This is a genomic window from Cupriavidus nantongensis, from assembly GCF_041726985.1.
GTDB lineage: Bacteria > Pseudomonadota > Gammaproteobacteria > Burkholderiales > Burkholderiaceae > Cupriavidus > Cupriavidus nantongensis_A.
Window position 1 is genome coordinate 2,471,487 of record NZ_CP168302.1, and the last position, 21,890, is coordinate 2,493,376.

Consider the following 21,890-nt stretch of genomic DNA (forward strand, 5'->3'; position numbering starts at 1 on the left):
ATTTCCATAATTGCCACGCGCCGCCGAAGTCCGGACTATCCTTTGAACAGACAGCCATAGCATGCTGTCGACGGAGCGCCCCACGCAGTTCCGCAGCACCCCCACGCATCCCGCCCCGTTGGCAGCCCACCGAAGTAAAGCAATAAGAACAATGGCAAGGGAGACGTCCATGCAAGTCTATGACAGCCTGCTGTATGTGACTGCGATGGTGCTGGTGTGTTTGTATGTGTATCTGGGCGTACTGTCCCGCAGCACGGCGATCCGGCTCGGGTCGCCGGCGATCGTAGCGGGGCTGGTGCTGGCCTATTCGCTGTCGCCGCTGCATTCGGGCGGTTGATTGGCCCTGACCTGGCCCTGCATTGGACCTGACCCCGGCGTGACCGGGGCGTAGTTCATTTCGTGACCGCCGCCTGGCGGTCCTTAGCGCCGCTGACCTGTGCCGGGAACTCGCGCAACAGGGTGTCGATGGCCGCCTGCAATTCCTGCGGTACCACCGGCTTGTGCAGCAATGCGGTGCCGGTCGCGTGCGCGGTGCGCAGGCGGTCGGCCGCGGTATCCCCCGTGATGATGATGGCGGGCACGTGGCGGCCCAGCTGCTGGCGGATCGCGTCCAACGCCTGCTGGCCGGTGCGGTGTCCGCGCAGGCGGTAATCCGCCAGCACCAGCCTGGGCGTGAATTCCTCCAGCGCTGCCAGTGCCTGTTCTTCCGATTCGACCGTGCGGCATTCGCAGCGCCATGCCGACAGCAGCTCGGACATCGCGCTACGGATGGCCTCGTCGTCGTCGATCACCAGCACGCGCAGCCCATCGAGTGCGCGCGCCGCCGGCGGGCGCGGGCTCTCTTCGGGGGACTCCCAGGCCTGCGGCATGCCGAAGCGAAACACCGAGCCCCGCCCGGGGCTGGACGCGAGCGTCACGCGCGTCTGCATGGTGCGCGCCAGGCCCTCGACGATGGCCAGTCCCAGCCCCAGCCCCTTGCGCTGGTCGCGTTCGGGATTGCCCAGCTGATGGAATTCCCGAAAGATGTCGCGGTGCTGGGCGGCGGGGATGCCGATGCCGGTGTCCCAGACTTCGATCGTCGCGCACTCGCCGCGCTTGCGGCAGGCCACCAGCACGCCGCCGCGCTGCGTATAGCGGATGGCATTGGCAATCAGGTTGCGCAGCACCAGTTCGACCAGCGTCGGATCGCCATGCAGCGTGACGGTGGTATCGCGGGTGCGGTACACCAGCCCGCGCGCCTCGGCTTGCGGCGCGAACTCGTTCTCCAGCTTGTGCAGCAGCGGCTGCAGGCGGAACGCTCGCGCGCGCGGCGTGATCACGCCGGCCTCGAGCTTGGAGAAGTCCAGCAGCGAATTCAGCATCTCGCGCGCGGCGCCGGAAGAGGCCTCGATATGCGCCAGCAACTGGCGCTGGCGTTCATCCAGGCTGGTGCGGCCCAGCGATACCAGGAACAGCCCCATCGCGTGCAGTGGCTGGCGCAGATCATGGCTTGCGGAGGCCAGGAACACCGATTTGGCGCGGCTGGCTTCTTCGGCCGCGTGCTGCGCGGCCTCGGCGCGCGCGGTCTGCTCGCGCAGCTGCGCGATCAGTTCCACGTTCTCGAAGCGCAGCGCGATCGATTGCCGCGCCACGCGCGCGTAGTTGCGCGCAAATACCAGCAGCACGCACAGGTACAGCGGCGTGGCGAGGAACATCGGCAGGTATTCGATATCGCCGGTGGCCAGGAACGCGATCCAGACCGGCACGATCGCCGGCACGAAGAAACCGATCGCCACCGGCAGGCATGCCGAGAACACCGCGAGCGCCGCCGCACTCATGCCGGCGATCAGCGACAGGATGCAGATCACCACGGCCGGCATGCGCACGTCCAGGTATAGCCACGCCACCAGTCCCCACAGCGCGCCAATCAGCATCAGCATGGCGGTCATGCCGCGCGCATAGCGCGCCGCGCCGGCTTCGCTCAGCCGCCCGGGCAGCCGCAGCCGCCCGAAGTACGCGACGGCGCAAGCCAGCACCATCGCACCGGCCCAGGGCAGGGCGCCGGGACGGTCCCAGTTCAGGACCAGGCCCGCCGCCAGGAAGATCGCTGCCAGCGAACTGCCTGCCATCGCGCAACCGAAGCTCTGGTCGATCAGGGTCATCTGCGCCGCCAGAATGCGTGGGGCATCGTAGCGGGGCAGCCAGCGCAGCGGCCCGCGCACGGGGCCGGCCGGGGCTTTTGTCTCCGCCGTCATCGCACCGCCTGTACCAGGCCGCGCCGCTGGGCTTCGAGGATGGCTTCGACGCGGCTGACCACGCCGAGATGGTCCAGGATGGCCGCGACATGGACGCGCACGGTGTTCTCGGACAGGCCCATATGGTAGGCAATGACCTTGTTCGAGCGGCCGAGCGTCAGCTGGTGCAGCACTTCCAGCTGGCGCGGTGTGAGGTTGCTCGCAGCGTAGGATGTCTGGGGCGGTGCCGCGGCATCGGCTTCGCCGGAAAAATGCGTGCCGCCGGCCAGGCAGCACGCGATCGCTTCCTCGATTTCGTTTGCGTCCGCGGACTTGGGCAGGAAGCCCGCAATCTCGCGCCGCACTTCGGCCGGTATGGTCTCGAGCCCCGAAGTGCCCGACACGATCAGGATGCGCGCCGCCGGGAAATGCCGGCGCAATACCTTGACCCCCTCGATGCCGTTCAGGCCGGGCATCTGGATATCGAGCAGCATGATGTCGACCGCCGCGCCGCCGTGGTCCTGCACCGCGTGCATGACCGAACCGGCCTCGATGATATGCGCCACGCTCGGGCTGTCGGCCAGCACCAGGCGCAGCCCGGTGCGGAACAGGGTGTGGTCGTCGATCAGCAGCAGGCGGGCGTGGGGCATTGAACAGAGCGGACTCGAGGGGCGATCCATTGGACAAGAATCGACCACGCTTGTCCATGCAACCGCTGTGGGGACGCAACTAGTCCGGAAAGATTATTGGCGCACGGCAATGCCGATGCAAAGATGCGAGCCGTGGGCAGTTCCGCGACGTGCCCGCACCACTTTGTTACCCACTACCACCCGGCTGTGGGTATTTTTTTGGCCCGCGAGAAGCAAAAAAAGCCGGCACCGCATCGCGGCACCGGCTTGACCTGCCTGGTGCAAGGCGCCCGCACCGGGCGCCTCGCGGGGCGGTTATGGGCGTTTACGGGCGGCTTACCGAGATATCGTAGAACGATCCGTTCACGGCGATGCCCCAGCTCAGGCCGATATTGCCCGTGACCAGCGAGATCATCTCGGAAGCCTTGATGCTGGCGGCACGGTAGCGCAGGCCGTTCGCCGGGCTGTTGACCTTCCAGCTGTCCAGGCGGCCGTCTTCCACGCGCTTTCGCGTGTAGCTGCCGGTCTGCGCGTCCACCACAGTCACGATGGTCGACCACGTGCCGGCGTTTTCCAGCGTGGGCACCAGGCCGCCATACACAAGCGTGTCCCAGTACGAGTTGGTCGCACCCACCACCGGCAGGGGGCGAACCACCTGCTTGGTGGCCATCATGAAGCCATCATCGTGGGTGATCACGACCGTCACCTGCCCGTCGGTGCCCTTGAATGCATAGGCAAGCTGCGAGCCGAAGCTGTCGCTGATCTTGATGCTGCCGTCGGCGTTGGCGCTGAGCGTCGGCAGTTCTTCAGGCAGCCATGGCTCGCAGGTGTTCACGCCGGAGCAGTCGGCACCCTTGGTCAGCTTGCCCGCGGCATCGATGCTGAAGGTCACGCGGCGCGATGCGTAGGGGGCTCCGCTGTGGTCCCGCTCCATGCCGAGACCGTTCCAGTCGCCTGCCAGGTCGGCCAGGGCAACCGCCTGTGCCGGCACCAGGAGGGTGGGCAGATCGGTCATCGGGCCCGCGGGCGGCACGGCCAGTGCGATGCCGGACTTGGCGACCATCACGGTGTTGGTGGCCCCGTTTGTGCCCGGCACGGTGAAGCGGCAGTTGTCGTTGGCAACGGCGGTGAAGGGCACGGTCTCGTTGCCGAGCTGCAGCTTGAGCGCGGCGGCGTCGAGGTCGCCTGCTTCCGCCGCTGCGGAGCCCAGTCCGATCACATGGTATTTGCCGGTCTTCAGCCCGGCGCAGGTCGCCGCCGCAGGTTGCAGCGCGGTCTGGACCGCCGCGGCGTCGGCATTGGCACCCACCGCGGAGGACAACTCATCCAGCGTGGTCTGCGACGCTTCCAGGCGATCGCCCAGCTGGTCCAGCAACTTGTCCTGCGCATTGCCGGCGTTGGCACCGTTGGCGGCCACCAGCGGATCCTTTAGCGGGTCGACGCTGCCCAGGTCCACCACGCCGGTCAGCACCAGGCGCACCGCCTGGGTCGCGCTGAGCAGGCCGTCGGAAGTCAGCTTGGCCTGCGCCGCAGCGTCGAACTGTTCGAAGAAGGCCGTGGTGCTGCCTTGCGCCAGCGATGCGGTCACCAGCTCGGTCAACGGGGTGATGTTGGCCACTGCGGTGGTGCCGGTGCCCGCCTCCAGTACCGAATGCAGCGTGGTGCCGTCAGGCGTCTTGACGCTGAGCACGCAGGGGCGCGTGGCGCCTTCGATGCTGAGCGTAAAGGTGCCGTCCGCGGCGGTAGTGGCCGTGCCGCTCCCCGCGGCGCACTTGGCCTGGACGGTGGCATTGCCCAACGCCGCCCCCACTGCCGCGGTGCCGGTGATCTTCGTGGCGGTAGGTGCCGCGGTGGGCGCCGAATCTCCGCCGCCGCCTCCGCAGGCCGTCAGTACGGCCGCCGCCAGACCCGTCAAAAACAGATGTTTTGTTTTCATCCCTGTATTGTTTTCTGTGGTTCTTGTTATGGCAGGGCGCTGCGTGGTGGAACACTGGCTCATGCAGGACCCCGCCCACAGGGAGGCTGACCCGCCCTGCGGGCGCGATTTTGCGTGAAATGGCTCAGCGTGCCCAACCCGCGTTGAGGTGATTGACAAACTGCGCGGGGCATGAGGGGCGGTTGGCCGCCCAGGGAAACAAGACGACTCAGGCTGCGGCCTGGATCAGCGCCGGCCACGTCGCCGGCGGCGCAAGCGTGCGGCCACCGGCGCGGCAATCTTCAAGCAGCCGTGCGGCATCGATGCCGAACCAGTCGTGCCAGCCGCGCGCGAGTGCGGTGGCTGAGCGCAGGCCCGCATGCGCGGCCAGCTGGTCGAGCGCGGGCACCGGGCCGACGGCACTGGCCAGCGCGTGCAGCGCATGGGCGGCACGTTGCTCGCGCAGGAGCGGATGCAGCGCCTCGCCTTCGGCAAACAGGCGCGCTCGCACGAGGCGTGCCGGCACCTGCCACTGCGCCGCCAGGCGCTCCGCGTTCCAGTCGGTTTCAGGGCGGGAAAAGACCAGGCCCGCGAACTGGCGCGACCAGGGGCGCTCGGCGGGTTTGCCGGCCAGGCGCGGGCATTCGCTGTCCGGTACGGCGGTCAGGACGATGGCGCAGGGCTGCTGCCAGGTACCGGGCAGGTCGCAGTCGAAGTGGGCGAAGGCGTGCACCACGAACGGGTCGCCGGGCCGCACTTCGCGCCGCGCATTGGCATCGCGCAGGCTGGCCGTGCCGTGCAGGGCTTGCACATGAACGGCAAAGGGAAAGCGCAGGCGGGCAAAGCGGACGTGGTGACGGCTGACAAGCGGCATGCGGAAAACGACCCGGAAGCTGGCGGCGGTGCGGCGGGTAACTGTCGCAGGATTCGGCGGGCGGCGCAAGCCACGGACAGCGGTTTAAGGCCGGCCCCGGCCCCTGGTGGCGGCCGCATTACAGGTCAGACATCCCGAAGTGGCGCAGCCGTGGCAGGTCGGTCACGCGGATGCTTTGGTACGACAGATGCACCATGCCCGCATCGGCCAGCCGGCGCAGCGCCTGGTTGACGCGCTGGCGCGAGAGTCCGGTAAGCAGGCCGATCTCTTCCTGCGACAGCTCGAGTACCGGGCTGGTGCGCGGATACAGGTCCGGATGGAACAGCTGCGCGATGGCTTGCGCCACGCGCGCATCGGCCCCCAGCAGGCGATCGTTCTGCACGGTGGCGATGAACTGGCCCATGCGTTCGTTGAGCTGGCGCACGACAAAGCTTGCGAACGGCAGGCTCTGCGCCAGCAATGTGTTGAAGACCGGCTCGGGCACCAGCAGCACCTGCGAGTCGCGGATCGCGATCACGTCATAGCGGCGGTCCTCGCGCTTGATCACGCTGCCTTCGCCGCACCAGCCGCCGGCAGGCACGCCGGAGAAGGTGCAGCCGCGGCCATCGGGCGTGTACACGGCCAGCTTGATCAGGCCGCTGTCGACGCCGATCCAGTGGCGCGACGGCTCGCCGCGCCGGGCGATGAAGCTGCCCGCGGCGAAAGGCTGCAGCAGGGTTTCGCGCGCGGCCAGGGCCTGGTGCGCCGGGGCCAGTTCGCCGAACCAGGCATGGCCGGCCAGCACCGCGGCGGGCGCCGGGGCGGGGAGGGAAGTGGGGTCTGCGGGTTCGCTCATGGCGGGACGGGCGGGCTGCGCCGGATCCTGTAAGAATCGTGTAAGCCTTGCCTGGCGCGGGTTTGCGGCAGGTTTGTCGTCTCGACGACAGTGCGCCGGCGTGTGCGATGATAGCCTTGTGCCGGAAAAAGTGACAGCGCCGCAAGGCGCCCGAATGACAGCGCCCGATTGACTCGATAAGGCGGAGACACCCGTAATGCCAACCGATTTCGACAGCGGCCTGGCCCGCAACGCGGCCAACTTCGTGCCGCTGACTCCCATTGATTTCCTGGTCCGCGCCGCCGAGGTGTATGGCGATCGCCTGGCCATCGTGCATGGTCCGCTGCGCCAGAACTGGCGCGACACCTATACGCGTGCGCGGCGCCTGGCCAGCGCGCTGGCACGCGCCGGTGTCGGCAAGGGCGATACCGTGGCCGCGCTGCTGCCCAATACGCCGGCGATGGTGGAAGCGCATTTCGGCGTGCCGATGGCCGGTGCCGTGCTCAATGCGCTGAATATCCGACTCGACGCCGCCAACCTGCTGTTCATGCTGCGCCATGGCGAGGCGCGCGTGCTGCTGGCCGATACCGAGTTTGCCGATGTGGCGCGGCAGATGGCGCATGAACTGCCGGGCCTGAAGGTGATTGCCGTGCACGACGTGCTGGGACCGCAGGCGGCGCCGTTCGGCGACACCGACTACGAAGCCTTCCTCGCCGGCGGCGACCCGGCGTACACCTGGCAACTGCCTGCTGACGAGTGGGATGCGATCGCGCTGAACTACACGTCGGGCACCACAGGCGATCCCAAGGGCGTGGTCTACCACCACCGCGGCGCGGCCATCAATGCCATCTCGAACATCCTTGAGTGGGACCTGCCCAAGCACCCGGTCTACCTGTGGACGCTGCCGATGTTCCACTGCAACGGCTGGTGTTTCCCGTGGACGGTGGCGGCGCGCGCGGGCGTCAACGTATGCCTGCGCAAGTTCGAGCCCAAGCTGGTGTTCGATCTGATGCGCGACGAGGGCGTGACCCATTACTGCGCCGCGCCGATCGTGCATACCGCGCTGGTCAATGCGCCCGCTGTGTGGCGCGAGGGCGTGCGTGGGCCGGTGCGCGGCATGGTGGCCGGCGCGCCGCCGCCGGCCGCGGTGCTGGCGCAGATGGAGGCGATGGGCTTCGAGCTGACCCACGTCTACGGCCTGACCGAGGTCTACGGCCCGGCCGCGGTCTGCGCCGAGCAGGACGACTGGAGCACGCTGTCCGAGCAGGACCGTGCGGTCAAGAAGGCGCGCCAGGGCGTGCGCTACCACCTGCAGTCGCAGGTGGCCGTGCTCGATCCCGACTCCATGCAGCCGGTGCCGGCCGATGGCGAGACCATCGGCGAGATCATGTTCCGCGGCAACATCTGCATGAAGGGCTACCTGAAGAACGAGAAGGCCACGCGCGAAGCCTTCGCCGGCGGCTGGTTCCATACCGGCGACCTGGGTGTGTGCATGCCCGACGGCTACATCAAGATCAAGGATCGCAGCAAGGACATCATCATTTCCGGCGGCGAGAACATCTCGAGCGTGGAAGTGGAAGACGCGCTCTACCGGCATCCTGCGGTGCTGGCCGCGGCGGTGGTGGCGCAGCCCGATGCCAAGTGGGGCGAAACGCCGTGCGCCTTTGTCGAACTGAAGGACGGGGCCAGCGTCAGCGCGGAAGAACTGATCGCGCATTGCCGCACGCTGCTGGCGGGCTTCAAGGTGCCCAAGGCGGTTTACTTCGGCCCGTTGCCCAAGACCTCCACCGGCAAGATCCAGAAATTCGAGCTGCGCCGCAAGGTGAAGTCGGATTCGGCCATCGACGTCTGAAATGCAAGCGGCGCCATACGGCGCCGCGTCCATTCAGCGCGCCCGCACCTCGGGCGGCGTTGCAGTCCGGGGTGGTTGATGCCAGTCCGGGCCGATGTCGGGGAAGACCTCGCATTCGCCGCGCACGATGCTTTCGATGGTGGCGCATACGCATTCGGTGCCGCGCGGTCCCACGCAGACCAGGCTGCGCGGATGGTCGCTGTGCTGCGGAATGGCATAGACCCGCATGCCCTCGCGGAACAGCGGATGCTTGGTGAGGCGTTCGTTCATCATTTCAACGAAGCGCTGGGGCGTGACGACCGGCTTGTCCATTGCATGCTCCTGCGGCCGTGGGCACCGTACCCGTTTCTTGGGGCGGCATGGCGACCAGGTCAGTAAAGGCCAGGAAGATGACAGGCAGGTGGCAGAAAAGCGCACCGGGCAGCAGCGCTTGCCCGGGACGTGGCCGGAATGGAGAATCGCGGGTAATGCATCCCCCCGCGTTGCCACTGCCACGCTTCCAGACTAGGTCACGCGGCGCGTAGTGCAAGTGAATCGCGGAATTTTGCGGGTGTCAGGTGATGCGCAGTTCGCCTGCGGCGCGCGGGCCGTTCAGGATGCCGTTGCCGGCGGCCCAGCATGCGGCTTCGGCTTCCGCATAGGACCTGTAGGTGCCCGGTGCTGCGACCGTGCAGTCCTCGTCGGCGGCGCCACAGCGTTCTTCCATGACGATGCGCCAGGTGAACTGGCCCGGTGCGTCCTCCAGGACATGCAGCACGAGGGTGCGGTGGTCGTCGGTCAGCGTGAGAGGCAAAGTCGACATGGGTGTCTCCCGTTCGCAGGTAGGCGCATTGATGCTAGCAAGTGTGCGCCGCAAATGCCATGAGGCATTGGGGCCGCGACATGGCAAGATACGGCCTTTGCGGCAGTCGCCGCGCCGGATCTTGTCGCCTGAACATGCCTCTCTCGCCCGAGCTCAACCAACGGATCGCCGCCCTGACGGCGCATTACGATGCCGTCGTGCTGCCGCTGTGGACCGCCTCTGGCTGGAATCCCGACCTGTTGCTCCCCTATGAAGGGCTCGACGGCGGTAGCGCCGCGCCGCTGCCGCCGGCGCGCTATCGCGCCATGGCGTGCGCGCGCCAGCTGTACGTGTTCTCGCTGGCAGGGCAGCAGGCGCACGCCGATACGCTGTTCGGCTCGCTGCAGGCGTATTTCGGCAATGGCGAGGGCGCGTGGATCTACAGCGTCGACCCGGCCGGCGCGCCGCTCGACAGCACACGCGACCTCTACACCCATGCCTTCGTGATCTTCGCCTGCGCCGCGTATTACGCGCGCTTCGGTAACGAGGACGCGCTGGAGGTGCTCGATGAAACCGTCGATATCGTCGAAGACCGCTTCGCCGATGGACAGGGCCTGTACCACGCGGCGCTGACCGAGCACTTCCGGCCCAAGGGTGCGGGCGTGCTGCAGAACCCGGTCATGCACCTGACCGAGGCCTACCTGGCCGCGCTCGATGCCACCGGAGACGAGTGGTATGCGGAACGGCTGCGGGAGATTGCGATGGCGGTGCACGAGCGTTTTGTCGATCCCGCCAGCGGCTGCGTGGCGGAGCTGCCGCAAGGCAGCGCGGACAACCGCATCGAACCCGGGCACCAGTTCGAATGGTTCTCGCTGGTGGCCGGCAGGCCAGCGCTGTTTGGCGACCTGCCTCTGTCGGATGCCCTGCGCCGCGCTTTCGCGTTCGCGCAGCAGCACGGCGTGGCCGCGGGCACGCTGGGTGTCTGCGCGGCGCTGGAGGCGGGCGGCGCACGCATCGACGGCACCGAGCGCATCTGGGCGCAGACCGAGTTCGCGCGCGCGCTGGCAGTGGAAGGCTCGGCGCAGTCGCTGGCCATGCTGGCTGACTGGGCCGCGCAGTTCCGCAACCGTTTTCTGTCTGCGCAAGGCTGGCATGAGTGCCTGGCGCCGACCGGCGACGTGCTGCGTGCGGAGATGCCCTCGACCTCGCCCTATCACCTGGCGACGTCTTACCAGGCGCTGGCTGCGGCAGCAGGGCTGCAATGGCCCGCACCGGCTGCGTGACCGTACGGACCAGGACGTTGTCAATTCTTTGCAGTTGCCGGGAGAACGCGCGTCTACACTCAAGCCCGCGCTCCGGCCTGCATCGCAATTCTTCTTAACTACCTGGTCGTCGTTCTGAAGTTGCGGGCCGGAGCGCGCCTGCCCCGACTCAGCGGGCGCTGGCCTGTTGCAGGCGTTCAGAATGCCGGGACGGCTAAGGGCGTCGCGACGAGGGTGAGGGGGCATTGGCCTGGATCAGGCCAGCGCCGGCCGGCTTGACGCGGACAGCCATTTGCTCGACGCGCTTCTGCGCCTGGGTTTCGGCGTGGTCGTTCAGGATCAGGCACAGCAGCGTCAGCAAGGCTGCTGCGATCATGCTCAGCGCAATCCAGGCCAGGCAGTGCTTGCGTTCCATGGTGGCGGACAGTGGGGCGTCATTGGTGCGCGAAGTTTAAGCGCGCGTACGCCGGGCGATTGTCAACCTTTGCAAACGCAGCCCCTTTGCGGGCTTTCTGGCCGTCGTCCTTATTCCGTGACGCCGTGTTCGTGCAGCAGCCGCTCGCATTCCTCGAGCATGTCGTAGGCGAACGCGGACTGGTAGTTCGGATCGAGCGCTTCCATCATTTCGTGCGCAGCATAGAGGCCGGCTTCGCGCGACAGGGTCTCGGCGAGCTGCCGCGCAAACTGGTCGCTCAGTTCGGACAGCAGGCGCCGTTCCGACAGCGGCAACTGCAGCTTCGAGCGCGACAGCCATTCACCGGCCAGCGTGGCGCCCTGGGCGTCGGTCATCCACTTGCGGTGTTCGTAGTAGGCCGACAGGCGTTCCGCGGCCAGCGCGAACAGCAGTGCCTTGCGGGTATTGAAATCGATCCGGCGGGGTGGGGCGAGGGTCATGCTTGCAGCTTGGTGCGGACCGGCGCAGCGGGGCCGGCCGTGGTCATGTCAAAGGCGGTCAGGCGGGCGCGGCGCCGGCCTGCGCAAAACGCGAAGCCAGCCAGGCGCCGATCTCCGCAATCTCTTCCAGGCACACCGCATGGCCCATCGGATAGGTATGCCATGTCACCGGATTCGGCCGCGCCTGCACGAAATCCCGTGCGGCCACGCCCATGGCCAGCGGCACCACGTCGTCCTGCGTGCCATGGGCAGCGAACACCGGCGTGGCGGCGTTGGCCGGGTTGGCTTCGGCAGCGAGCGTCGACGGTGCGGGGATGTAGGTGGACAGTGCGACGATGCCGGCCAGCGGCTCCGCGTGGGTCAGTCCGGCGGTGTAGGCGATGGCGCCGCCTTGCGAGAAGCCGGCCAGCACGATGCGGCCGCTCGGGATGCCGCGCGTATTTTCTCGTGCGATCAGGGCGCGAATGGCCTCGCAGGATGCGCGGATGCCGGTCTCGTCGGCGCGGCGGCCTGCCTGATCGAGGGAAACGATGTCATACCATGCCGGCATGACATAGCCACCATTGCACGTCACCGGTATCGACGGAGCATGCGGGAAGATAAAGCGCACGCCGGGCGCGGCCGGCAGCCGCAACTCGGGCACAACCGGAGCGAAGTCGCTGCCATCGGCGCCCAGGCCGTGCATCCAGATAACGGCGCAGCCGGGATTGGGCGCGGTTTCAACTTCGATCGCGGGCAGCAGTTCGCTCATGGGGCCGGTTCCTGTGGATGGTGTGCCTGCGCCACGGGGGCGTCAGGCAGCGCGAGTATCGCACAGGTCCGGACCTGCCTTGCCGCATGCCCTCGCACGCGCCGCGGCATGGGGTCCGCTTCAGGCCGCGGACGGAACGATCGGCACCGTGGTCAGGCCGGGCGTGCGCGCCGGCAGCTCGGGCATGGCGGGCGGTGTGGCGCGGCGCTTGTCGACCACGTCTTCCACGCCCTTGGCCGCGACATCTTCCAGGAACGCCACCATGTCGCGGTAGTAGGCGACCTGCATCTGTGCCTCGAGCAAGCGCCGTTCGGCCTGGAATAGCGTCAGCCTCATGTCTTGCAGTTCCCTTTCGGCGATTTTTTCCGGGGTCGGCGGACTGAACAAGTTTGCAAGCCAACGCATGGCAGTACCTCCAGTGCTGTCAACAGCGAGTTTGCGGGCTTTCGCCATGAGGACAAATATAGACAAGAAATCGCGAAAGCGTCCCTCGGACACTTGGCCGTGGCGCCTCGCCCACAAGGATGATTGCCGCTCGCGGGACTCTACGTTAGATTAATCGGCCATGATGTGCCCGGTATCACGCGCTTGCTGCGATCGCGCTTCGGGGCTGGTTGCCTGTGCCTGCACGAAGCGCAGGATCGGCGGCCAGAAGGTGTCGATATGCTCGGGCAATATGGCCGCATCGTGTGGCATGGCCTCGTGCATGACCAGCGCATGCAGATGCCTGGCAGCGCTTGCCACGCGTTCCGCATGGGGCGGCACGATGACCACGTCATCACGGCTGTGCACCACCAGCAGGGGCCGTTCCAGCTTGCTCGCGTGTGCCGCGTTGTTCCACGGATCCGGCAGCAGCCACGCAGCCCATGCGGGGATGCGCCCGGTCTGCACCGCGGCCAGCCGCGCCGAGCTGAAGCCCGCGGCTATCACATAGCCATCCGGCTGCGGCTCAAAACGCCGCGCCACATCGAGCAGGATGCCCGAGCCCAGCGAATGTCCCAGCACCACGCGCCGTTTCGATTGCGGGGTGGCGGCGATGAATTGTCCATAGGCGACCAGTGCATCCTGCCGCAGCCGGCGCACGCTTGGCCGCCCGCTGCTGCGCCCGTAGCCGCTGTAGTCGAACACATAGGAAGCGATGCCCGCATCGGCCAGCATGGCCTGCACCGGTGCCCAGTCGGGCAGGCATTCGTTGTCGCCATGGCACACCATCAGGGCCGGTGCTTCGGGGTCTGCCACCGGCATGAAGGCCGCGTGGAGGATACGGTCGCCGCTGGCGAAGGTGGCGTGCCGCACGATAGGGGCTGAATTGTCGGGTGATTCCGCGAGGCTTGTCTCATCCGTCGGCGTGACAAAGGCTTTGCGCTCCAGCGCACGAAACAGCAGATGCCGCGCGACCCCGGCCGCCACGGCCATGCCTGCTGCCGCGGCCAGCCATCGGTGCCTCGCGCTTTGAGAAGGGGGGCGGGGGTCGGGATTCATCTTCTTCAGGCTAGCAGGCCGGGCTTTGCAAGTGAAGAATTGTTCATCCAGGAGCGCTTTTCCCTGGCGGGTGCGAGGCGGCTATCCCTTCGATAGAAATCTTTTTCCTTGACTATCTACCTATCAGTAGATAGCATTCAGTCCATGGCACCGCTGCACTGCCAACGGAAGCAAGAAGGCACGAAAATGTGGCGATTCCATTGCATGACCTGAGCGGTCATTTTTTCAGGCCCTGTAATCTATCTACTAGTAGATGCGAGCTTGGAAAACGACCTACTGAATCGCCACCGACCCCGAATTTGACGCGATCCGACTCATCGCACCCCAGGAGCCCATCATGACCAAGACCGCCAAGACCCTGATCACCGCCGCCACCCTTGCCGCCGCGCTCGTCGGCGGTGTGGCGCAGGCCGCCAGCGTGAACGCCAACGCCGGCGACAAGTACGGCTACAGCTACCGCGTCGGCAACGCCGATGCCTTTACCGATGGTGCTCGCACCGGCAAGTTCGACCCGTTCACGGAGGGTGCGCGCAGCGGCAAGTTCGATCCGTTCACCGAAGGCGCACGCGTCGGCAAGACCGACCCGTACACGGATGGCTTCCGCACCGTGGCGGGCCTGGACCGCACCGGCGTCTCGGCCGAGCCGGCCCGCAGCTTCGACCCGTACACCGATGGTGCGCGCGTCGGCAAGGCTGATCCTTATACCGACGGCGCCCTGGCCTGATTGCCGCCGGCATCGGCCGGCGGCCCACAACTTACGATGGCGGCACCCGGCCGCCGTCCGATGGAGTCCATCATGAGTTTGCGTGACAGCATCCTGTTGCTTGGCGGATGGCTGGTACTTTGCGTGACGAGTGGCTCGATGATTACCTTCGCCGCGCAGGTCCTGCCTGGCTAACGCCCATGTAGTGCACTGTGCCCCGAGGCTAGGGAATTACCCCAGCCCCGGGGCATTTCAACTTGAGCGTCTATCTTCGCGTAGATAAACTGCTTGCATGAAAACCCAATCCGTACGCGAGCAATTGCTCGAGCACACCCTGATCCTGATCCGGCGGCGCGGCTTCAACGGTTTCAGCTACCGCGACCTGGCGGAGCTGGTGGGCGTGAAGACCTCCAGCATCCACTATTACTTTCCGACCAAGGAAGACCTGGTCCAGGAAGCGGTGAAGGAATATAGCGCCCGCCTGTCCGAGCGCATCAACGCCATCGATACGACCCTGCCGGTCACCGAGCAGGCCGCCATCTACCTGGCGCCATTCCGCGCCAGCTGCGGCTCGGACCAGATCTGCCTGTGCGGCATGCTGTCGACCGAGACGCTGTGCCTGCCCGAATCCGTTCACAAGATGCTGCAGGGCTTTTTCCTGCTGAACGAGCAATGGCTCGCCGGCCTGCTGGAGCGGGCCCAGCCGCATCGCAGCACGCCGTTTCCGGTGCCGCCGGCGCGGCTGGCACAGGTGGTATTCGGCTCGCTGCAGAGCGGGCTGATCGCCGCACGCCTGTTCGGCACGTCGGACCGCGTTGAAGCCGCTGCCGACACGCTGATGGCTGCCGTATCCGGTTGAGTTTGCGCGCGATATCAGTGGCGCGTCTGAAGCCGTCATGTGGCCCAAGCCGCATGGCGGTTTTTTTATTTGCCTGCCGCGCGGCCGGCGGGTTGCGGAAAATCGCTTCATAAACAACGGTTTAAGGCGTTATGGAGAATGCCTATCGGATCGATTGAAACGTTTTTCCTTGACTCTCTACCTAGTAGTAGATAGTATCAAGTCCATGGAAGCGCTGCACCGCCACCAACAAGCAAGACCAGGCGGCATACGGCGGTCCCATTGCACGACCGGAAGCGGTCATTTTTTTGAGGCCGGTTATCTATCTACTGATAGATGCGGAATCGGAAGAAGGACTGCAACAGCCACTGATACCGAATTTGACGCGATCCGAACCATCGCACCCCAGGAGCCCATCATGACCAAGACCGCCAAGACCCTGATCACCGCCGCCACTCTTGCCGCCGCGCTCGCGGGCGGTGTGGCGCAGGCCGCCAGCGTGAACGCCAACGCCGGCGACAAGTACGGCTACAGCTACCGCGTCGGCAACGCCGATGCCTTTACCGACGGTGCCCGCACCGGCAAGTTCGACCCGTTCACAGAGGGTGCGCGTAGCGGCAAGTTCGATCCGTTCACCGAAGGCGCACGCGTCGGCAAGCCTGACCCGTACACCGACGGCGCGCGCACGATCGCGGCCACGGTGCCGGCCGACAGCTACGGCTACAACTTCCGCAGCGGCAAGGTCGACCCGTTCACCGATGGCGCCCGCGTGGGCAAGCCCGACCCGTACACCGACGGCGCCCGCACGGTTGCCGGCCTGGATCGCAGCGGCGTGTCGGCCGAACCGGCCCGCAGCTTCGACCCGTACACCGACGGTGCGCGCGTGGGCAAGGCTGATCCGTACACCGACGGCGCCCGCACGGTAGCCGGCCTGGACCGCAGCGGCGTGTCGGCCGCGCCGGCCCGCAGCGTCGACCCGTACACCGACGGTGCGCGCGTCGGCAAGGCCGACCCCTACACCGACGGCGCCATCGCCTGAGAACCGGCCGGCCCGGCGCCGGCCATCCAAAACCACCGGGCCGCCACGGAGCGGCCCCGCTTCAGGAGTTGATCATGCGTTGGCGTGACACTGCGCTGATCCTGGGCGGATGGGTTGGACTTTGCCTTGCGAGCGGGTCCCTCATCACGCTGATCGCACAAACGCTGCCGGCCTGAAGGGTCCGGCGGCAAGCCGAGGAGTGATGCCATGAAACCCCAAACCGTACGCGAGCAACTGGTCGAACACGCGCTGGTGCTGATCCGCCGCAGGGGCTTCAACGGCTTCAGCTACCGCGACCTGGCCGAACTGGTCGGCGTCAAGACCTCGAGCATCCATTACTACTTCCCGTCCAAGGACGACCTGGTGCTCGAGGCGGTGCGCGAATACAGCGCGCGCAAGCAGGCGCGGCTGCAAGCCATCGATACCAGCCTGCCGTGCGCCGAGCAGGCGCGGCAATACTTGCAGCCACTGCGCGACGGCGCATGCACCGACCAGGCCTGCGTGGTCGGCATGCTGTCGGCCGACGTGCTGTCCATGTCGGACGAGGTGCGCGCCGCGATGCAGGATTTCACCCGCCTTAACGAGCAGTGGCTGACGCGCCTGCTCGAACAGGCCGCCGCCCGGGGCGCAGCGCCGTTCTCGATGCCGCCGCAACAACTGGCGCAGGTGGTATTCGGCGCGCTGCAGAACGGGCTGATCAGTGCGCGGCTGTTCGGCACGTGGGAACGCGTCGATGCCGCGGCGGCGCTGCTGGCTAGCGCCATGCCAGTAGAAGAGGCGCTAGCCGAAGCGTGATCCGGCACGCGCGACCGCATCGCACACCCATTGCGGGTCGTCGTGCGGCAGGTCGTGGCCGGCCCAGTGGTGCGTCAGCAAGGGCACGCCCCAGGCCTGCGCGATGCGCGCCGAACAGGCCGGGTTGACCAGGCGATCCGCCGCCGACGCCAGCAGCAATACCTGACAGCGCGGCGGCTCGGCGGGCGCGCAGTAGCGCGCGGCGGCGAGCAATTGCGCCAGCGCGGCCTGCCGGCTGACCGGTGCGTCCGCCGCGATCGCCTGCCACTGCGCAAGGTCGGCGGCCTGCGTGTCGGTGCGCGCGCAGGTGATGGCGTGGATGGTCCGCTCGCAATACGCGCGATCCCGCCAGTGCTGCGCCACGCGCAGCAGCCTGCCCCAGTTGCGCGGACGCAGGCGTTGCGCCGGCGTGCAGAACGGCCGCATGCTGGTGTTGACCAGCACCAGGCCGCTCACTTCCTCAGGATACGCGCTCGCCCACTCGGTCGCAGCCATCGCCCCCAGCGACATGGCCAGCACGCGGTACGGTCCCGGCACGCCGGCGGCGGTCAGCTGGCGCCGCACCGCCGTCACCATGTCGCGCACGCTCCACGGCGCGGGCTGTGCCGACAGCGCGCCATTGCCGGGCAGGTCGGGCAACAGCGGGCGTCCCAGCCCGGCTGCCTCCCAGCGCGCCGGCAGCGTTCCCCAGTGGCGCGATTCGCGCGTCAGTCCCCGCAGGAATACCCATCGGCTCATGGCGGCTCCGTGTGCCAGTGCTGGCGTGCCTGCTGCAGCAGTTCGTCGCGCTGCGCGCCGCGGGGCAGCCAGCGGTCCGACGCAAAGGCGATGCGGCCGAGGAAGTCGAACAGGCTGACGTGCCGGCGCAGCACGCGCGCGGTGCGGTGCGCCTTGATCGGGTTGAAGATGCCCTCGCGCGAGAACAGCTGGCGCGGGTTTTTCTTGATCCACAGCCACGAGCCCAGCTCCAGCGTCATCGGCAGGAACAGGTTGCCGCGCGGGGCCAGGTCATAGGCATGGTCCCACAGGTCGCCGTGCAGCAGGTACTGGTGGCTCTGCGGCTCGAAGGTATAGCCATGGTGCGGATGGGCCTGCTCGAACAGGGTCTTGAGCAGGTACATCTCGGCCAGGTGCGGCATCGGCCGGCGCGTGCGCGCGTACGGAAACCAGATGCTGTCGCGCCAGCCGTAGCCGGAATGGCAATCCACCGCAAAGCTGAGCGGACGCGGCAGCAGTTCCTGCCGGACCACGCGCAGCAGGGCGCTGCTTTCGACCTCCATCGGCGCGCCGGCCGCGCCGCGGTACCACGGCAGCCAGGCGCCAATGCGCTGCCCGCCGGCCAGGAAGGGCACGCGCGCGTCGGCATCCTGCGGACCGTTGCGCATCAGGTCGACGCCGTTGGGGTTGGCGCGCGTGCCGGCCCACATGCCGCCGGGGTTGACGATGGGCATGAACACCAGCCGCACCGATTGCAGTTCGCGGTGCAGCAGTTCGTCCCACGCCAGGCGCGACAGCACCGAGCGCAGGTAATCCAGCACCAACTGAGTGCCGATACGCTCCAGCCCGTGTATGCCGCCGAAGATGCCGATGGCCGGCGCGCCCGGGTCGCGGCTGCCTAGCGTGGCGACATGCACGCCAAAGCGGTGGCCCTGCACGGTGGTTTCGCACACCACCTGGGTCTCGAGCACGTGGCTGCCGGCATCCAGCAAGGTCAGCAACTGGTCATATTCCGGGAAGTCGGCGCGCGGGTGCATGGACTCACCGGGTGGCGGCCATGAGATTGAACGGGACCAGGCGTGGTGCGGCTGGCATGCAGCGGGGCTCCAAAGATGAAATCTGACGGATCAGGCAGCGTGGGCGGTGAGCGTCGCTGCATCCAGCGCCACGCAGTCCAGGAAGGCGCCGACCAGCCGCGTCTGCCGCCGGCTCTGCAGGCAGTACAGGTATTCGTGCAGCACCGGCGCGCGCGACGCAAATGGCACCACACGCAGCAGCGGGTCGCGTGGCACCTCGCCCAGCGGCACCACGCTGGCGCCCAGGCCCTGGCGGATCGCCTCGTAGATGGCCTCGCGGCTGCCGATCACGGTGTGCGGCGGCAGCTCCAGCCCGCAAGCGGCCAGCGCGGTTTCGATCGTCTTGCGTGTCATCGACCCGTGCTCGCGCACCAGCAGGTGACAGCCGCGCAACTGCGGCAGGTCGATCTGCGCCAGCCGTGCCAGCGCATGCTCGGGATGCACCACCAGCACCATCGGGTCGCTCGCCAGCCGGATGCAGGCCAGGCGGTCATCGTCCACCGGATGCGAGGACACGGCCGCGTCGATGCGGTACTCGAACAGCGCTTCGAGCATCTGTTGCGAGTTGCCGATATCCAGGCTCACGTCGATCGCCGGATAGCGCTGCCGGAACGCCGCCACCGCGCGCAGGATGTAATACGGCCCGGTGGCGCCGATGCGCAGGTTGCCAAAGCGCAGGTTGCCCGCGTTGCGCAGCAGGTAATCGGCATTGCCTTCCTGCTGCATCAGTTGCTCGACCACCGGCATCAGGGCCACGCCCACATCGCTCAGGTCGACGCGGCTGGCGCGGCGATGGAACAGCTCCACGCCGTAGGTTTCCTCCAGCTGGCGGATGCGTCCCGTGACCGTGGGCTGGCTCACGCGCAACTGCCGCGCCGCCATGGTGATGCTGCCCTGGCGCGCCACTTCGAAAAAGGTCATCAGCAGGTCGCCTAGCATGGTTATCCGCGCGGAGTTTGGGAAGGGGGTCCGGACCGGCCCGGACGACCGCGCAGTCTAGCGGCCCAATATGACAAAACGGCTACGCCCGCCCGGGCCGGTCCGCTTGGGGACCGGCCGGGGCGGGACTGGCGTTGCGCCAGGTCGACGGGCTGCGTCAGGCGGCTGCGCCCATCGCCGGGTCGGACACGCCGTCCTTGCCGGTTTCGATGCGCCCGGCAAAGCGGCGCGTAAAGCCGCCTTGCGCGGTGGTGACGGTGAAGTCGTACCAGTTGCCCTGGCGCGCCACCGGCCAGTGCTGCTGCAACTGCATGCCGGCGGGCACTTCATAGGTCCACGGGCCGTCGGTGCGGTAGGCGTTGGCCTGGACGGTGAAGGTGCAGGGGGCGCTGCCGGTATTGATCATGTCCACATACACCGCGGCGTTGGCGATGTCATAGCAGACGCGGATCTCCGGCGCGCTGGCTCCGGCCGCGGTCACCGCCGCCACGTCGCCGCGGAAGGCGCGGTGGAAGCCGTTCGGGCCCAGCACCCACAGGTCGTACTTGCCGCCGTCGGTGGCAAAGACGTCCCAGCTGCCATGCAGCTCCTTGCCCGGCTCGACCATATAGCGGCGCGGCACGCGGTCCAGGTGCAGCCGGTCGTAGACGTGGAACACCGCCGCCGCCGTGCCGGTGTTGCTGAACAGCAGCCACACCGCGCGCTGGTCGCGGGCGTCTTCGCGCGCGCTGACGTGCAGTTCATAGGGCAGGGCGCGCGACGGGCGCGTGCCGGGATCCTGCTGCGGCATCTGCTGGCTGCCGGCCGGAGGCAGCGGCACCTGCGGCAGCACGCCCTGAGCGGTGCGGATGGCGTCGGCGCTGGCCTTGTCGCGGCTGGGCAGCTCGGGCAGGGCGTTGGTGTTGGGGCTGACGAAGTTGAAGGCCGAGGTCAGGTCGCCCGCCACCGCGCGGCGGAAGCCGCTGATATTGGGCTCCGCCACGCCGAAGCGCGCTTCCAGGAAGCGCAGCACCGAAGTGTGGTCGAACACCTGCGAGTTGACCCAACCGCCGCGGCTCCAGGGCGAGACCACATACATCGGCACGCGCGGGCCGGGGCCGTAGGGACGCTTGTCGACGTGGTATTCCGGCTTGACCTGCTCCAGGTCGAGCGTGGTGGCGCCGGCCAGCGTGTCGCCGTCATAGGCCGGCGCGCACGGCGGCGGCAGGTGGTCGAAATAGCCGTCGTTCTCGTCGAAGTTGATCAGCAGCACGGTCTTGCTCCAGACCGCGGGATTGGCGGTGAGGGCATCGAGCACCTCCTGCGTGTACCAGGCGCCTTGCACCGGGCTGGACGGCCCGGGGTGCTCCGAATACGTGGCCGGCGCCACGATCCACGACACCTGCGGCAGCTTGCCCGCGGCGATGTCGTCGCGCAGCGCCTGCAGGAAGCCGCCGTCGGGCATGGTGTTGGCCACGCCCTTCAGCAGCGGGCTGACCGCGTCGTCGGCGCTGGTGTACGGCGGATAGGGGCTGCCGTTGGCCTGGTTGCCGCGCGCGGCATTGGCGTCGCGATACTGCTTGAAGCCCGCGAGCGGGTTGTCGGTAAAGTTGTCCGGCATGTTCTGGTAGACCTTCCAGCTCACGCCGGCGGTTTCCAGCCGCTCCGGGTAGGTCTTCCAGGTATAGGGCCTGTTGGAGCCCGTGAACGAGTCGCCGCTGTTGTCGATCACCGGGCCGCCGAAGGCGCCGGCCGGATCGTTGGTGCCGGTCCAGTGGAACAGGCGGTTGGGGTTGGTGCCGCCATGGAAGCTGCAGTGGTAGGCGTCGCACAGCGTGAAGGCGTTGGCCAGCGCCACCTGGAAATCCAGCTCCGCCTCGGTGTAGAAGCCCATCGACTGGGTCTGCTTGTAGGTGGGCCACTTGTTCATGCGGCCCAGGTCCCACGCGTTCTGCGCGTCCGGATACGAGTGCGGGGTGCCGCTGACGCGCTGCGCATTGCCGGCGCTGCTGTCGAGGTGGTAGGGCAGCACGGTGCGGGTGGTGCTGCCGTTGGTATAGGTCTGCTGCCAGACGTTCAGGCCGCCCGCCAGCGGGATCGGGAAGCGGTCGCCAAAGCCGCGCACGCCGCGCAGCGTGCCGAAGTAATTGTCGAACGAGCGGTTCTCCTGCATCAGGATGACCACGTGCTCGACATCGCGGATGGTGCCGGTGGCGTTGTTGGCCGGGATTGCCAGGGCGCGGCGGATCGATGGCGGGAAGGCCGCCAGTGCGGCGGTGGCGGCGGCGCTGCCGCCGGCGAGCCTGAGGAAGTTGCGTCTGCTTTGCGGGTTCATGG

The 21,890-nt window shown here is 67.5% G+C and carries 23 protein-coding genes; 7 read left to right on the forward strand and 16 right to left on the reverse strand.

Translation table 11 applies throughout. The features are described 5' to 3' along the window. The first annotated feature begins 169 nt into the window (after positions 1 to 169). Positions 170 to 337, forward strand: a complete 168-nt coding sequence (locus ACEI37_RS10825; protein WP_010812488.1) for a hypothetical protein — start codon at positions 170 to 172, stop codon at positions 335 to 337. Between the two features lie 55 nt (positions 338 to 392). Here ACEI37_RS10825 and ACEI37_RS10830 read toward each other — a convergent pair whose 3' ends face one another. The 5 genes from ACEI37_RS10830 to ACEI37_RS10850 all read right to left on the reverse strand — a co-directional run bounded on the left by ACEI37_RS10830 (position 393) and on the right by ACEI37_RS10850 (position 6,466). Continuing rightward, the gene (locus ACEI37_RS10830) at positions 393 to 2,234 is read right to left on the reverse strand and encodes an ATP-binding protein (RefSeq protein ID WP_373376703.1); all 1,842 of its coding nucleotides are present in this window, start codon (positions 2,232 to 2,234) and stop codon (positions 393 to 395) included. Beyond that, on the reverse strand, positions 2,231 to 2,863 hold the full coding sequence (locus ACEI37_RS10835) for a response regulator (RefSeq protein ID WP_373376704.1): 633 nt from the start codon (positions 2,861 to 2,863) through the stop codon (positions 2,231 to 2,233). The genes ACEI37_RS10830 and ACEI37_RS10835 overlap by 4 nt, the downstream gene beginning before the upstream one ends. Positions 2,864 to 3,167: 304 nt before the next feature. Then, entirely contained in the window at positions 3,168 to 4,778 is a 1,611-nt protein-coding gene (locus ACEI37_RS10840; protein WP_373376705.1) for a hypothetical protein, read from the reverse strand. A gap of 208 nt (positions 4,779 to 4,986) precedes the next feature. After that, positions 4,987 to 5,631 carry an AraC family transcriptional regulator gene (locus ACEI37_RS10845; protein ID WP_373376706.1) on the reverse strand — a complete coding sequence of 215 codons (645 nt, stop codon included), beginning with the start codon at positions 5,629 to 5,631 and terminating at the stop codon, positions 4,987 to 4,989. Positions 5,632 to 5,749: 118 nt separating this feature from the next. Next, positions 5,750 to 6,466 carry a Crp/Fnr family transcriptional regulator gene (locus ACEI37_RS10850; protein ID WP_373376707.1) on the reverse strand — a complete coding sequence of 239 codons (717 nt, stop codon included), beginning with the start codon at positions 6,464 to 6,466 and terminating at the stop codon, positions 5,750 to 5,752. 196 nt (positions 6,467 to 6,662) lie between these two features. On the opposite strand from ACEI37_RS10850, the gene ACEI37_RS10855 reads away from it, so the two are divergent. Then, complete coding sequence (locus ACEI37_RS10855; protein ID WP_373376708.1) at positions 6,663 to 8,297, forward strand: acyl-CoA synthetase; 1,635 nt, start codon at positions 6,663 to 6,665, stop codon at positions 8,295 to 8,297. A gap of 33 nt (positions 8,298 to 8,330) precedes the next feature. Here ACEI37_RS10855 and ACEI37_RS10860 read toward each other — a convergent pair whose 3' ends face one another. Both ACEI37_RS10860 and ACEI37_RS10865 read right to left on the reverse strand, forming a co-directional pair. Further along, positions 8,331 to 8,609 carry a hypothetical protein gene (locus ACEI37_RS10860; RefSeq protein WP_373376709.1) on the reverse strand — a complete coding sequence of 93 codons (279 nt, stop codon included), beginning with the start codon at positions 8,607 to 8,609 and terminating at the stop codon, positions 8,331 to 8,333. 241 nt (positions 8,610 to 8,850) lie between these two features. Then, a complete protein-coding gene (locus ACEI37_RS10865; protein WP_373376710.1) occupies positions 8,851 to 9,099 on the reverse strand; it encodes a hypothetical protein in 249 nt (82 codons plus the stop codon). A gap of 134 nt (positions 9,100 to 9,233) precedes the next feature. On the opposite strand from ACEI37_RS10865, the gene ACEI37_RS10870 reads away from it, so the two are divergent. Further along, positions 9,234 to 10,361 carry an AGE family epimerase/isomerase gene (locus ACEI37_RS10870; RefSeq protein WP_373376711.1) on the forward strand — a complete coding sequence of 376 codons (1,128 nt, stop codon included), beginning with the start codon at positions 9,234 to 9,236 and terminating at the stop codon, positions 10,359 to 10,361. A 193-nt stretch (positions 10,362 to 10,554) separates the two neighbouring features. On the opposite strand, the gene ACEI37_RS10875 is transcribed toward ACEI37_RS10870, so the two are convergent. The 5 genes from ACEI37_RS10875 to ACEI37_RS10895 all read right to left on the reverse strand — a co-directional run bounded on the left by ACEI37_RS10875 (position 10,555) and on the right by ACEI37_RS10895 (position 13,467). Continuing rightward, positions 10,555 to 10,755, reverse strand: coding sequence for a hypothetical protein (locus ACEI37_RS10875; RefSeq protein ID WP_373376712.1), 201 nt, complete (start codon positions 10,753 to 10,755; stop codon positions 10,555 to 10,557). 110 nt (positions 10,756 to 10,865) lie between these two features. Continuing rightward, positions 10,866 to 11,234, reverse strand: coding sequence for a hypothetical protein (locus ACEI37_RS10880; protein WP_062803234.1), 369 nt, complete (start codon positions 11,232 to 11,234; stop codon positions 10,866 to 10,868). Between the two features lie 58 nt (positions 11,235 to 11,292). After that, positions 11,293 to 11,985: an alpha/beta hydrolase gene (locus tag ACEI37_RS10885; protein WP_373376713.1), complete on the reverse strand. Its 693-nt coding sequence runs from the start codon at positions 11,983 to 11,985 to the stop codon at positions 11,293 to 11,295. A 120-nt stretch (positions 11,986 to 12,105) separates the two neighbouring features. Further along, positions 12,106 to 12,390: a hypothetical protein gene (locus tag ACEI37_RS10890; RefSeq protein ID WP_010812500.1), complete on the reverse strand. Its 285-nt coding sequence runs from the start codon at positions 12,388 to 12,390 to the stop codon at positions 12,106 to 12,108. A gap of 150 nt (positions 12,391 to 12,540) precedes the next feature. Next, the gene (locus tag ACEI37_RS10895; protein WP_373376714.1) at positions 12,541 to 13,467 is read right to left on the reverse strand and encodes an alpha/beta hydrolase; all 927 of its coding nucleotides are present in this window, start codon (positions 13,465 to 13,467) and stop codon (positions 12,541 to 12,543) included. Between the two features lie 337 nt (positions 13,468 to 13,804). Between ACEI37_RS10895 and ACEI37_RS10900 the strand changes: the two genes are divergently transcribed. The 4 genes from ACEI37_RS10900 to ACEI37_RS10915 all read left to right on the forward strand — a co-directional run bounded on the left by ACEI37_RS10900 (position 13,805) and on the right by ACEI37_RS10915 (position 16,842). Further along, the gene (locus ACEI37_RS10900) at positions 13,805 to 14,191 is read left to right on the forward strand and encodes a hypothetical protein (protein ID WP_373376715.1); all 387 of its coding nucleotides are present in this window, start codon (positions 13,805 to 13,807) and stop codon (positions 14,189 to 14,191) included. 271 nt (positions 14,192 to 14,462) lie between these two features. After that, positions 14,463 to 15,029: a TetR/AcrR family transcriptional regulator gene (locus ACEI37_RS10905; protein WP_373376716.1), complete on the forward strand. Its 567-nt coding sequence runs from the start codon at positions 14,463 to 14,465 to the stop codon at positions 15,027 to 15,029. Positions 15,030 to 15,426: 397 nt separating this feature from the next. Then, positions 15,427 to 16,047, forward strand: a complete 621-nt coding sequence (locus ACEI37_RS10910) for a copper resistance protein CopQ (protein ID WP_373376717.1) — start codon at positions 15,427 to 15,429, stop codon at positions 16,045 to 16,047. Positions 16,048 to 16,254: 207 nt separating this feature from the next. After that, entirely contained in the window at positions 16,255 to 16,842 is a 588-nt protein-coding gene (locus tag ACEI37_RS10915) for a TetR/AcrR family transcriptional regulator (RefSeq protein WP_373376718.1), read from the forward strand. On the opposite strand, the gene ACEI37_RS10920 is transcribed toward ACEI37_RS10915, so the two are convergent. The 4 genes from ACEI37_RS10920 to ACEI37_RS10935 all read right to left on the reverse strand — a co-directional run bounded on the left by ACEI37_RS10920 (position 16,828) and on the right by ACEI37_RS10935 (position 21,888). Then, the gene (locus tag ACEI37_RS10920) at positions 16,828 to 17,580 is read right to left on the reverse strand and encodes an alpha/beta fold hydrolase (RefSeq protein WP_373376719.1); all 753 of its coding nucleotides are present in this window, start codon (positions 17,578 to 17,580) and stop codon (positions 16,828 to 16,830) included. The two genes, ACEI37_RS10915 and ACEI37_RS10920, sit on opposite strands and share 15 nt — an antisense overlap. After that, positions 17,577 to 18,596, reverse strand: a complete 1,020-nt coding sequence (locus tag ACEI37_RS10925) for a M14 family zinc carboxypeptidase (protein ID WP_373376720.1) — start codon at positions 18,594 to 18,596, stop codon at positions 17,577 to 17,579. Before ACEI37_RS10925 ends, ACEI37_RS10920 begins: the two co-directional genes overlap by 4 nt. A gap of 90 nt (positions 18,597 to 18,686) precedes the next feature. After that, positions 18,687 to 19,574, reverse strand: a complete 888-nt coding sequence (locus tag ACEI37_RS10930; protein WP_373376721.1) for a LysR substrate-binding domain-containing protein — start codon at positions 19,572 to 19,574, stop codon at positions 18,687 to 18,689. Positions 19,575 to 19,731: 157 nt separating this feature from the next. Further along, complete coding sequence (locus tag ACEI37_RS10935; RefSeq protein ID WP_373376722.1) at positions 19,732 to 21,888, reverse strand: phosphocholine-specific phospholipase C; 2,157 nt, start codon at positions 21,886 to 21,888, stop codon at positions 19,732 to 19,734. Between the last annotated feature and the right edge of the window lie 2 nt (positions 21,889 to 21,890).